Origin of the sequence: Providencia sp. PROV267 (assembly GCF_028477825.1) — a bacterium.
GTDB lineage: Bacteria > Pseudomonadota > Gammaproteobacteria > Enterobacterales > Enterobacteriaceae > Providencia > Providencia stuartii.
On the sequence record NZ_JAMPLX010000009.1, the window covers coordinates 152,928 to 165,215 of the forward strand.

General features: G+C 41.4%; 9 protein-coding genes. 4 read left to right on the plus strand and 5 right to left on the minus strand.

Features of this window, described 5'->3' with window-relative positions:
• Nucleotides 1–168 precede the first annotated feature (168 nt).
• The 5 genes from lon to bolA form a co-directional block, all read right to left on the minus strand.
• Complete coding sequence (gene lon, locus PR709_RS07690) at nucleotides 169–2,613, minus strand: endopeptidase La (RefSeq protein ID WP_004927032.1); 2,445 nt, start codon at nucleotides 2,611–2,613, stop codon at nucleotides 169–171.
• A 210-nt stretch (nucleotides 2,614–2,823) separates the two neighbouring features.
• Nucleotides 2,824–4,101, minus strand: a complete 1,278-nt coding sequence (gene clpX, locus PR709_RS07695) for an ATP-dependent protease ATP-binding subunit ClpX (protein ID WP_004927031.1) — start codon at nucleotides 4,099–4,101, stop codon at nucleotides 2,824–2,826.
• Between the two features lie 111 nt (nucleotides 4,102–4,212).
• Nucleotides 4,213–4,833 (minus strand): ATP-dependent Clp endopeptidase proteolytic subunit ClpP, encoded by a 621-nt coding sequence (gene clpP, locus PR709_RS07700; protein WP_004927029.1) that lies wholly within the window; start codon nucleotides 4,831–4,833, stop codon nucleotides 4,213–4,215.
• 563 nt (nucleotides 4,834–5,396) lie between these two features.
• Nucleotides 5,397–6,701, minus strand: a complete 1,305-nt coding sequence (tig, locus tag PR709_RS07705) for a trigger factor (RefSeq protein WP_004927024.1) — start codon at nucleotides 6,699–6,701, stop codon at nucleotides 5,397–5,399.
• 357 nt (nucleotides 6,702–7,058) lie between these two features.
• Nucleotides 7,059–7,397 carry a transcriptional regulator BolA gene (gene bolA / locus PR709_RS07710; RefSeq protein ID WP_004927022.1) on the minus strand — a complete coding sequence of 113 codons (339 nt, stop codon included), beginning with the start codon at nucleotides 7,395–7,397 and terminating at the stop codon, nucleotides 7,059–7,061.
• A gap of 245 nt (nucleotides 7,398–7,642) precedes the next feature.
• Between bolA and PR709_RS07715 the strand changes: the two genes are divergently transcribed.
• From PR709_RS07715 to cyoA, 4 genes are all read left to right on the plus strand, one after another.
• On the plus strand, nucleotides 7,643–8,221 hold the full coding sequence (locus PR709_RS07715) for a YajG family lipoprotein (RefSeq protein WP_014656771.1): 579 nt from the start codon (nucleotides 7,643–7,645) through the stop codon (nucleotides 8,219–8,221).
• Nucleotides 8,222–8,348: 127 nt separating this feature from the next.
• Complete coding sequence (ampG, locus tag PR709_RS07720; RefSeq protein ID WP_004927019.1) at nucleotides 8,349–9,860, plus strand: muropeptide MFS transporter AmpG; 1,512 nt, start codon at nucleotides 8,349–8,351, stop codon at nucleotides 9,858–9,860.
• A gap of 253 nt (nucleotides 9,861–10,113) precedes the next feature.
• Complete coding sequence (locus tag PR709_RS07725) at nucleotides 10,114–10,896, plus strand: nucleoside-specific channel-forming Tsx family protein (RefSeq protein ID WP_004927017.1); 783 nt, start codon at nucleotides 10,114–10,116, stop codon at nucleotides 10,894–10,896.
• Nucleotides 10,897–11,337: 441 nt separating this feature from the next.
• On the plus strand, nucleotides 11,338–12,285 hold the full coding sequence (gene cyoA, locus PR709_RS07730; protein ID WP_004927013.1) for a cytochrome o ubiquinol oxidase subunit II: 948 nt from the start codon (nucleotides 11,338–11,340) through the stop codon (nucleotides 12,283–12,285).
• Nucleotides 12,286–12,288: the final 3 nt, after the last annotated feature.

Genomic DNA, 12,288 nt, shown 5'->3' on the forward strand with positions numbered 1-12,288 from the left:
ATTTAAGCTAATTAATGATGCAGCCGTTATATCAATCCTGAATGCCAATGGCAAGAGAACAGATTACATCCAAATAATTATCAGAATCATCGTTAAATTAGCGACGAAAAAAAAGACTGACAACCCCTAAATTAGCTGTCAGTCTCATTTTTATGTAAACTTCTTGATTCAGCTCACTCTTTTTGACTTATTTTTTACGATTTCCGCACCAAATGGTGGGTTCGCTAGTGCTAAAGAGAGTACCTCTTCAATTGTTTTAACCGGATGAATTTCCAAATCTGCAATAACGTTTTCTGGAATTTCTTCCAAGTCACGTTTATTCTCAAATGGAATTAATACTGTCTTGATGCCACCGCGGTGTGCCGCAAGTAATTTCTCTTTCAGACCACCAATCGGTAAAACAAGACCTCTTAAAGTAATTTCACCCGTCATTGCTACATCAGCTTTAACAGGATTCCCCGTTAAACAAGACACCAACGCGGTTGACATTGCAATACCCGCACTTGGACCATCTTTTGGCGTCGCACCTTCCGGAACGTGTACATGGATATCGCGTTTTTCATAGAAATCGCTATTGATACCCAGTTTTTCTGCTCGAGCACGTACTACGGTTAATGCCGCTTGGATGGATTCCTGCATAACTTCACCGAGTGAACCGGTATACGTGAGTTTACCTTTGCCCGGAACACAAGCTGTCTCGATGGTTAATAAATCACCACCTACTTCTGTCCATGCAAGACCTGTCACTTGACCAACTCGGTTTTCAGTATCTGCTTGCCCGTAATCGAATTTGCGCACACCTAAAAAGTCTTTTAGGTTGTCAGCGTTAATTTCGATATGTTTAAGCTTTTTATCCATCAATAAGGCTTTCACCGCTTTACGGCACAATTTCGAAATTTCACGTTCGAGGCCACGCACACCAGCTTCACGCGTGTAATAACGAATAATACCGATTAATGCACTGTCATCGATGGTTAGCTCACCTTTTTTCAAGGCATTACGCTGAACTTGTTTTGGCAATAAGTGTTGCTTAGCAATATTCAGCTTTTCATCTTCCGTATAACCGGAAAGACGGATCACTTCCATACGGTCAAGTAACGGCGCTGGGATGTTCATTGAGTTCGACGTAGCAACAAACATCACATCTGACAGATCGTAATCCACTTCCAAATAGTGATCGTTAAAGGCGACGTTTTGCTCAGGATCTAATACCTCTAACAATGCGGATGCTGGATCGCCACGCATATCAGAAGACATTTTATCGATCTCATCTAACAGGAATAGTGGGTTTTTTACCCCAACTTTTGCCATTTTCTGGATCAATTTACCCGGCATAGAACCGATATAGGTACGACGGTGACCACGGATCTCCGCTTCGTCACGCACACCACCTAACGCCATACGGGTATACTGGCGCCCTGTCGCTTTCGCAATAGATTGCCCAAGAGAAGTTTTACCAACCCCCGGAGGCCCTACCAGACATAAAATAGGCCCTTTAATTTTGCTAACACGGCTTTGTACTGCCAGATACTCTAAAATACGCTCTTTAACGCGCTCTAAGCCATAATGGTCTTTATCAAGGACTTCTTGCGCCTTAACAAGATCTTTTTTCACTTTGCTGCGCGCATGCCATGGCACCTGCACCATCCAGTCAATATAGCTACGTACGACGGTGGCTTCAGCCGACATCGGAGACATCATTTTTAGCTTCTGCAACTCAGCTTCCGCTTTTTCATGAGCCTCTTTTGGCATCTTCGCTTCTTCAATTTTACGTTTCAGCGCTTCGTATTCATCTGGCGCGTCATCCATTTCACCAAGCTCTTTTTGAATCGCTTTCATTTGCTCATTCAAATAGTATTCGCGTTGGCTTTTTTCCATCTGTTTTTTAACACGATTACGGATGCGTTTTTCAACTTGCAGCAGCTCAGTTTCTGACTCCATCATGGCCATCAGGAACTCAACACGCTCGGCGACATTCGCCATCTCCAATACGCGCTGTTTATCTGCCAATTTCAATGGCATATGAGAAGCTATTGTGTCCGCTAGTTTATCGAGTTGATCTTGTTCAATCGAGTGTAGCGAGGTCAGCACCTCAGGCGGAATTTTTTTGTTCAGTTTGATGTAGCTTTCGAACTGACTGACTATCGTGCGATAAAGAACCTCTTGTTCTTTTTCATCAAGAAGCTCTGCAACTTGCGTTTTAGCACCCGCTTCATTGTAAAAGTTATCAGTTCCCGCAACGTGTTTCACTGATTCAGGCTGTAACAGTTCAGCTTGTGCTAAGAAATATTCACCATTGTCAGTTAAACTGCTTATGCGTGCTCTTCTTAAACCTTCAACTAATACTTTAACTGTGCCATCGGGCAATTTCAGCATTTGAATAACTGAAGCAACGGTGCCAACAGAAAATAAATCGTTAACCCCAGGCTCATCAGTTGAGGCCTCTTTTTGGGCTACCAGCATTACTTGCTTGTCATGATCCATCGCTGCTTCCAGACTGTGAATGGATTTTTCACGTCCAACAAACAGTGGGATCACCATATGTGGGTACACCACTACATCACGCAGAGGCAATACTGGTATTTCTATGCGTTCGGAACGCTCAGGATTCATAAAGCTCTCTCTTCGTTTAGCTTACGCTAGTTTAAGGGTTTCCAACTATTGTTTAGAAAGTAATTATTTTAAAAACAAAGAAACCACACTCAGAATATAAACTATATGGGGATAAGATTTTAGCATTCAATGGGTACTTGAAGATAAAAAGTGAAATGAGGGGAGGATCCCTCATTTCACTGATAACTTTTTGGTGCTAAATCCTAGGCGCTAATTATCACCAGAGGCTTGGGCATCAGGCTTGCTGTAGATCAGTAATGGCTCTGATTGTTCATTAATCACATTCTCATCAACAACGACTTTTTCAACACCTTCCATAGAAGGCAGATCGTACATTGTATTTAGTAATGCGGCTTCAACAATTGAGCGTAAGCCACGAGCCCCGGTTTTACGAGCCATTGCCTTTTTAGCAATCGCTTTTAAGGCTTCTTCACGGAACTCTAACTCTGTCCCTTCAAGGCTAAATAGCGCTTGATATTGCTTGGTTAATGCGTTCTTCGGTTCCTGCAAAATCTGAATCAATGCTTCTTCACTCAATTCAGTTAATGTCGCAACAACAGGCAAACGACCAATAAACTCAGGGATCAGACCAAATTTGATTAAATCTTCTGGTTCTGTTTGCGTTAACAACTCACCTTCACTGATTTTGTCAGATTCGCCTTTGACTTCCGCAGCGAAACCAATACCTGAACGTGTGTTTAAACGCTGACCGATGACTTTATCAAGCCCTGCAAACGCACCACCACAGATAAATAAGATTTTAGAGGTATCAACCTGTAAAAACTCTTGTTGAGGATGCTTGCGACCACCTTGTGGAGGAACCGCCGCCACTGTTCCTTCAATGAGTTTCAGTAGCGCTTGCTGTACCCCTTCCCCTGAAACATCACGGGTAATGGATGGGTTATCTGATTTACGCGAAATTTTGTCAATTTCATCAATGTAAACAATACCGCGTTGAGCTTTTTCTACATCGTAGTCGCATTTTTGCAGTAATTTTTGGATGATATTTTCGACATCTTCCCCCACGTAACCCGCTTCGGTTAATGTGGTTGCATCAGCCATCGTAAATGGCACATCCAAGTAACGAGCCAACGTCTCAGCCAACAGTGTTTTACCGCTACCTGTTGGGCCGATCAGCAAAATATTACTTTTACCAAGCTCTACCCCTTCAGCAGTGGTATCTCCATTACGTAAACGCTTGTAATGGTTATAAACAGCAACAGAAAGTACTTTCTTCGCTTGTTCTTGACCTATGACGTAATCATCAAGATGCTCTCTAATTTCATGGGGAGTAGGCAGTGCACTACGCTCACGATGAGGAGCTAACTCTTTGATCTCTTCACGGATGATATCGAGGCATAAATCGACACATTCATCACAAATATAGACTGACGGACCGGCAATCAGCTTGCGGACTTCATGCTGACTTTTTCCGCAGAAAGAGCAGTACAACAGCTTACCTGACCCCTCTTTGCGTTTTTCTGTCATCAGTTGACCTCACTTATCGTCAAACTACCCTGTTTATTTGCTGGATAAGCAACCTAAAACAGGATAATAAATTTCTTTAATATTAATTAAGTATGGATAAATCCTAGCTAATTAACGGCTAGTATAAATATGGTCGACCAAACCATACTCTTTGGCTTCATCTGCAGACAAGAAACGATCGCGTTCAGTATCACGATTAATCTCTTCAACTGATTTACCTGTGTGCAATGCCATTAATTCATTCATTCGAGTTTTCACTTTCAGAATTTCCTGAGCGTGAATTTGAATGTCTGTCGCTTGCCCTTGATAACCGCCCAATGGTTGGTGGATCATCACACGAGAGTTCGGCAAGCAGAAGCGTTTGCCTTTAGTCCCCGCAGCCAGCAAGAAAGAGCCCATAGAGCAAGCTTGCCCCATACAGATTGTGCTGACATCCGGCTTAATAAATTGCATTGTGTCATAGATAGACATACCTGCGGTGATCACACCACCAGGGGAGTTGATGTAAAGTTGGATATCTTTTTCTGGGTTTTCCGCTTCCAGAAATAGCATCTGTGCGACAATTAAGTTCGCCATATGATCTTCCACCTGACCTGTCAGGAAGATAATACGTTCTTTTAACAGACGTGAATAAATATCGTATGAACGTTCACCCCGAGAGGTCTGCTCAATGACCATTGGCACTAGAGCCATTTGGGATGCTAGATTTTCCTGACCGCCAAAATATGACATCGAAATCTCCTATTAAAAACTATCTGGTGCTTGCGCCTAAATTTGCTGTTTGTTCGACTTTTAAGCATTCTAAGCAGCAAACAAACAGTTTGTCTTTAAAAATTCTCTATCTTGCCTATTTCCACTATTATCTCATCTCGTTATTTCTTTTAAGTTAACTAAAAAGCTGTTAATAGAGATGAGCATGAACACAGCGAATGACGCCGTAGAAAACAAGACCCACTATAAAATAGTTTAACACAAGTCTGTAAGGATTCACGGATTTGTTCTTTCAGATAACCGAGAACCAAACAGCCTATCTTATGTGAATATACCGCAGCGCTTATAATAAAATTAGGGCGAAAATGTGATTTTCAAGACGATTGGTGCGCCTACCTTAAATAATTCGAGTGGTAATAAAGCGACAAGTAAGCCATCTTAGGCAGCACAAATGGCTAATAAACCCCAAGCTCAGCCTCTATCTAGGCACCCTCACCCTAACTTGAAATGTGATAACTCTAATTGGCAAAAAACCCGCAGCGCAATGCCACGGGTTTATTATTTGCACAACTGAAAAAGCGAAATTAACCCGCTTGAACTTGGTTCATCAGTTCTGTGAAGTTAGTTTCTTTTTCAGTCACTTTCGCAACTTCAAGAACTTTCTCAACCGCTTGCTCTTCTAATGCTAAGTTACGAACACTATTCATCAGCTCATTATTTTTGCTGTAGTATTCGATAACTTCTGCTGGATCTTCATAAGCTGACGCCATTTCTTCGATCAATGCTTTAACACGATCTTCATCAGCTTTCAGCTCATTAGCGCTGATCACTTCACCTAACAGCAGACCGATAACAACGCGACGTTTTGCTTGTTCTTCGAACAGTTCACGTGGCAGTTCCATCGCTTGCTTCTCGTTACCACCAAAGCGTTGAGCAGCTTGACGACGCAGAACGTCAATTTCGCCATCAACCACAGCAGCAGGAACTTCGATTTCGTTTGCGTTAACTAGACCATCTAAAACTTGCGCTTTAATACGGTTACGAACTGCATTTTTCAGTTCACGTTCCATATTTTTACGAACTTCAGCACGCAGACCTTCTAAAGTACCATCAACGATACCGAAACGCTTGATGAACTCTTCAGTGAATTCTGGCAGTTCACGTTGCTCAACTTTCTTCAGAACGATAGCAAACTTAGCTGCTTTACCTTTCAGGTTTTCAGCGTGGTAATCTTCTGGGAAGTTAACTTCGATATCAAACTCTTCGCCTGCTTTGTGACCAACGATGCCATCTTCAAAGCCAGGGATCATACGACCTTCGCCCATAACCAGTGCGAAATCTTCTGCTTTGCCACCTTCGAACTCTTCACCATCGATTGAGCCAGTGAAGTTAATAGTGATACGTGAATCCGCAGTTGCCGCTTCAGAAACTTCTTTCCACTGAGCTTGTTGCTTACGCAGCGTTTCCAGCATGTTTTCCAGATCTTCATCTTTTACAGAAACAACTGGTTTTTCAACTTCGATAGTTTCCAGACCTTTCAGCTCGATTTCTGGATAAACTTCGAATTCAACTGAGTAAACAAAATCTTTACCATCTTCCAGCATTTCAGGTTTGTAGCTAGGCGCACCTGCTGGATTGATTTTTTGTTCGATGATCGCGTTGATGAAGTTACGTTGCATCACATCGCCCAGAACGTCTTGCATAACAGACGCGCCGTAACGCTGTTTAACGATGTTCATTGGTACTTTCCCTTTACGGAAACCATCAACACGTACTTTCTTCGCGACATTAACCAGCTCGCTGTTTACTGCTTTTTCAATATCGGCAGCAGGAACGGTGATTGTTACACGACGCCCAAGGCCTTGAGTCGTTTCAACAGAAACTTGCATCTTCTTACCTCAAAAAAAATCTTAGTGATCGGTCTACTCCAGAGTTTGGTCATTAAATCATAACGACCTTCTCCCTTCCAGAACCGGGGGCGTTGCTTACACAACGGTCATCCCTGATATCAGAAGCGTCCCGAAACCTTACTGAAAATTAGACGCGACATTATACCGATGCAGATGCTCCGAGTCGAGAAAAGCTGATAAAAGAAGCGATCAATCCGCTTTATTTGTGACTTTTCCGACTAAAAAATGTCTTCTCCACGCAAATTGGAGAAAAAATGCTCATCGAAATTAATGTCAACATCGTAAAATGATGTGAATCATTTCATCACAATGACAGTAAAACAGAGAATGAGTCAATCAGCCGTTTGTTTTACCACCACCACGACATGCAGGTGAATTTAATGCCGTATCCGCCAATTCCCCCCATTCTGTCGGGGTATACGTATGGAGCGCTAATGCGTGGATACTTCCTGCTAATTCGTCCGCCAAAATAGCATAAATTTCGCGATGACGGCCAACCATACGTTTATTTTCAAATTTTTCACTGACTAAAACCACCTTAAAGTGGCTTTCTGAACCAGCAGGCACATTGTGTTGATAGCTTTCATTGATCACTTCAAGATGAGCAGGTTCAAAGGCTGTATGCAACTTTTGCTGAATACGTGACTGCATATTCTGCGGTGCATTTATCCCCATAAAAATAACTCCTTTCTTCAACCAACATTTACGTTTTTTTTGTTATCTTTTTTTGTCACGGTAGAGGACAATCACTCTACAATGATATGATAAATACCCGCTTTGGCGAATTTTTTCTAAAATGGTTGTCTAACCCTTTAGAAAATCCGTCACAATGGCACTATACCCTATAAAACATAACAGGGTTCGTTAGATTGCACCATAACGGAACAGACTCAATTAGGAAAGATTAACTGGAAAAAATTATGTTAAGAAAACTTTGTTTTCCACTTTTTGCACTATTTCTTCTAGCAGGTTGTGCAACAAGCAATAACACTTTATCGCTCGAACCCAAAATCACGCTACCTGCGCGCAACCCGACACTCAATGCAACCGCAATTAGTGTGAGTAGCGTTGATAACCGACCATCAAAATCACTTACGGAACTCAACCGTAATGGGAGTTTAGTGGTCTTGTCACCTTCGCGTGATCCTCGCTATTTAATGCAAGAAGCGGTTGAGAAACAAATGGCAGCACGTGGTTTTATGGTGTCGTCACCCGCGAGTGTTAACTTAGTCGTACAATTAAATCAATTAAACGCCCAAGTCACTGAAGGCAGTCTACGTCACAATATCACGGTAAACACCAGTGTGACCGTTAATGCGACAGCGCCTAACGGCTCGACGAAATCACGTACTTTTACGCGTAATTACAACAACCAAGAATTACTTGGTGCAAGTAACGATAAAATAGAAAAAGCGATCAATATCGCGTTAACAGATTTAATTAATGATATGGCAAATGACCAAGAATTGACGCAGTTTATTAGACAAAACGCTCGGTAATCGCCCTTACATTATTATACGGTAAGAGCCTATTTCTATAGGCTCTTAAAAGTGTGGTGCTATTACTACAATAAGCAACCAATAACGGAAGTCCTCTATTTTACAAATAACCAATCATAGGAAGATTATGTCCCGTGCCTTTTTACCTAACTCAGTCATTTTAATCCTATTAGGTTTTGTTTCCGGCCTTCCGTTAGCCCTTACCGCAGGTACATTACAAGCTTGGTTAACAGTTGAAAACATCGATATCAAAACAATCGGTTTCTTTTCGCTTGTTGGTCAAGCTTATGTTTTAAAGTTTCTGTGGTCTCCCATGATGGACAGATATACGCCTCCTTTTTTTGGTCGGCGTCGAGGTTGGTTACTCACCACACAGATCCTACTTATTATTAGCATAGGGGCGATGGGTTTTATGAATCCATCCGAACACCTATGGTGGTTAGCAGCACTTGCCGTCATGGTTGCCTTTTGCTCCGCCTCACAAGATATTGTCTTCGATGCCTATAAAACCGATTTGCTCAGTGCAGAGGAAAGAGGTTTTGGTGCCGCCGTGTCGGTGATGGGGTATCGCATCAGTATGTTAGTTTCAGGTGGATTAGCATTATGGATGGCAGATACTTTTCTCACATGGAAACAGCTCTATCTACTCATGGCGGGGTTAATGCTAATCGGTGTTGTAGCGACGCTGCTTGCCAAAGAGCCTGAAGATAATGGCGCACCACCAACTTCACTAAAAAAAGCTATCTATGAACCATTAGCTGAATTTTTCAGCCGTAACAATGCTTGGTTGATCCTGCTGTTACTGGTGTTTTATAAAATGGGCGATGCTTTTGTTATGGCACTTAACACCAATTTTCTACTGCATGGGCTAGGGTTTAGCTTAAGTGAAGTCGGCACTGTCAATAAAACAGTAGGTATGCTGGCGACCATTATTGGGGCGTTATTTGGCGGTTATTTGATGAAAAAAATGAGCTTATTTAACGCGCTCTTTATTTTCGGAATATTACAAGGCGTATCTAATATCGGCTATTGGTTCCTTGCAGTCACGCCACCTAACATCATGACTATGGGAACAATTATTTTCCTTGAGAACCTTTTCTCAGGAATGGGTACCGCCGCCTTTGTTGCCTTATTGATGACCTTATGTAATAAGTCTCTTTCTGCCACACAATTTGCTTTGCTATCTGCACTTTCCGCAGTAGGACGCGTATATATCGGCCCTGTTGCCAGTATTCTTGTGAGTGCTTATGATTGGCCAATCTTTTATTTACTCTCGATTATCGTTGCTCTACCGGGGATCTTGCTGCTACTTGCCTGCCGCACATCGCTTATCTATACCCAAACAACTGGGCTATTCCAGCGCCGTGAACAATATGCAAAAGCCTACAAAATCGCGGTTTACTTATTCTTGCTAGCTATTAGCATCCTTGCTATTTGGCTAATAACGCTCTTAATCAGCTCATTCTCATCTGTCAAAATCTATCTGTTTACAACTCATCTATCACTTTGGCTTTCCTTGCCTGAATATCAAAATAGCATCTTCAATACCGGCGTTGGGATTGGGGCATTAAGTTTGATTATTGGTGGATGCCTTGATTTCTTTGCGGTCAAGAAAGTAGTTAAAAAAGCTATTAATTAATCAAAAAAATTAATAACTAGAGTAATTATCCCGAAATAAGATAAATCTGTTTCGGGTTTTTCTTGACCTTTTAAATTAGATCTGACTAGCAAATATTGATATCCCTCGCGTCATATCGTGATGTATATCACTTATTCAATGAAATATATTTTTTAATTACAAATGAAAAGCCTAATATCTCACACGTTAAGGGCTAATCAGCCTCACGGCTGAATAATAAATATCGTTAATACTCAAACGAAAATAATATATTATGAAAAAACAACTTCTCTGCGCCGCGGCACTCGTATCTTTAGCTGGAACAGCGAATGCAGACGACGGCTTTCTTGGCTATCAGAATGGTTTCGCGGATATCAATGTCAACTATCTAGACTGGTCTCACCGCACCGAAACTAAGTCAGAATACACTTCTCGTAAAAAAGACTTTGCCTACATTGAGTTAGAAGGCGGTGCTAACTTCAATTGGGGGGAATTATACGGCTTCTTTGATGTGGAAAACCCATTCCATAAACGCCGTACTGAACCAGGTCGTAACCAACGTTATACAATCAAAACCACGGGACGTTTCTATTTAGGTGACAGTGGCTTTAACGTATATGGACACGTCTATGGTACTTGGTCACTGCCAGGAGCTAAATATGGTGGTAATTTCCATGAAGTCAATACATTGTATGGTTTAGGATACAACACTGCATTTGGTGACCTGTGGTTCAAACCATTTATTGCAATGCACTATGTCGATCAATCGTTTTATTCAGGTAATAACGGCTATGTCGTCGGCTGGGTTGCTGGTTATGGATTCAAAATGTTTGAAGAGAATTTCATGATCACTAACTGGCACGAAATGGAGTTTGCACGCCATAAACGTTATGGCAGCGGTAACGGTGGTCGTGATGGTGTCAATGGTGCATTAGCATTTTGGTGGAATGCAACACCAAATTTAGCAGCAGGTGTTCAATATCGCTACGCTGATAACAAGTTAGGTGAAGATTTCTATCAAGATGCGATTATTTATACATTAAAATATACGTTCTAAATAGCTCACTTAAGTCAACATGAATACTTATAGAAAAATTTAAAAACTCTCTTTTCTTTTCAAGAAAGTAACAATTTTTCTTAGCTATTTTGGCCGGTAAGGTGGTGCTAGCCGCCTTATCGGCATTAAAAATCGTAATTTCACCTATCATTTTATTTAACAATCATAGCAGTTTCTTCATTTTTTGCTCACTTTTGTACATATTTTTCTTTGAAAAATGACAAAGATATTTTAGTATTACCTTCGTTTTAGCAAAATATACCTATAATCTGCATGACTTTTAACTTTTTAATCATAAGCTCTTTACATGTGATCATATTAACATAAAGAGCTAACAATCCTGCTTCTTTACCTTACAATTGTTTACACTCACATAACCTTACCGTAGAATGCCCCCACTGATGAAACGACAATTAGAATCTTTGTCATTTGGGGTCGTGGATGAGACTTATGAACTACAAAAAAAGCATTGGGGCAATCTCGCTAGTTGTAGCCGCCTTATTATTAGGTGGTTGCGACATGGTGTTGATGGACCCTAAAGGCGCCGTTGGCGTCAAACAAAAAGAGCTGATTCTTATTGCAATCGGCTTAATGCTCGTTGTTGTGATTCCTGTTATTTTCATGGCATTTATCTTTGCAATGAAATATCGTGAATCCAATAAATCAGCAACTTACCGTCCTAACTGGGCTCACTCAAATAAAATTGAGTTAGTCTGCTGGACCGTTCCTATCATCATTATCATCATTCTAGGTACTATTACTTGGAAGACGACTCATGAGCTTGACCCTTATAAGCCATTAGTCAGTGATCAGGAACCTGTCACTATTGAAGTTATTTCGGCTGACTGGAAATGGATCTTCATCTATCCAGAGCAAGGCATTGCAACAGTTAACGAAATCGCATTCCCTACTGGTGTGCCAATCAACTTCAAAATTACGTCTGATTCGGTGATGAACTCGTTCTTCATTCCATCGTTAGGTGGTCAAATCTACGCGATGGCAGGTATGCAAACTAAGCTTCACTTAATTGCTAATGAACCTGGTACTTATAAAGGCTTCTCTGCAAGCTACAGTGGCCATGGCTTCTCTGATATGAAGTTTAATGCTATCGCAACACCTGATCGCCAAGGTTTTGATGAGTGGGTACAAAAGGTGAAAGCGTCACCTAAGACTATGGATACCATGCAAGCGTTTGATGAAGTCGCCAAACCTAGCATGAACGTTCCTGTAACCTACTTCTCTAGCGTGAAACCAAATCTGTATGAAGACATCATTCTCAAGTTTGGTCATGAGCACCATAAAGGTCACGCTCCTGCAGACAAGAAAGATGAAACTGCAGGTCAATCTATGCATATGAGCCATAACGCTCATACAGGCGCTGAGGAATAAGGG

Excerpts from the sequence above, each read along its gene's own strand:
- lon (WP_004927032.1), bottom strand. The coding sequence starts at position 2,613 with ATGAATCCTGAGCGTTCCGAACGCATAGAAATACCAGTATTGCCTCTG.
- clpX (WP_004927031.1), bottom strand. The coding sequence starts at position 4,101 with ATGACAGAAAAACGCAAAGAGGGGTCAGGTAAGCTGTTGTACTGCTCT.
- clpP (WP_004927029.1), bottom strand. The coding sequence starts at position 4,833 with ATGTCATATTTTGGCGGTCAGGAAAATCTAGCATCCCAAATGGCTCTA.
- tig (WP_004927024.1), bottom strand. The coding sequence starts at position 6,701 with ATGCAAGTTTCTGTTGAAACGACTCAAGGCCTTGGGCGTCGTGTAACA.
- bolA (WP_004927022.1), bottom strand. The coding sequence starts at position 7,397 with ATGGGGATAAATGCACCGCAGAATATGCAGTCACGTATTCAGCAAAAG.
- PR709_RS07715 (WP_014656771.1), top strand. The coding sequence starts at position 7,643 with ATGTTAAGAAAACTTTGTTTTCCACTTTTTGCACTATTTCTTCTAGCA.
- ampG (WP_004927019.1), top strand. The coding sequence starts at position 8,349 with ATGTCCCGTGCCTTTTTACCTAACTCAGTCATTTTAATCCTATTAGGT.
- PR709_RS07725 (WP_004927017.1), top strand. The coding sequence starts at position 10,114 with ATGAAAAAACAACTTCTCTGCGCCGCGGCACTCGTATCTTTAGCTGGA.
- cyoA (WP_004927013.1), top strand. The coding sequence starts at position 11,338 with ATGAGACTTATGAACTACAAAAAAAGCATTGGGGCAATCTCGCTAGTT.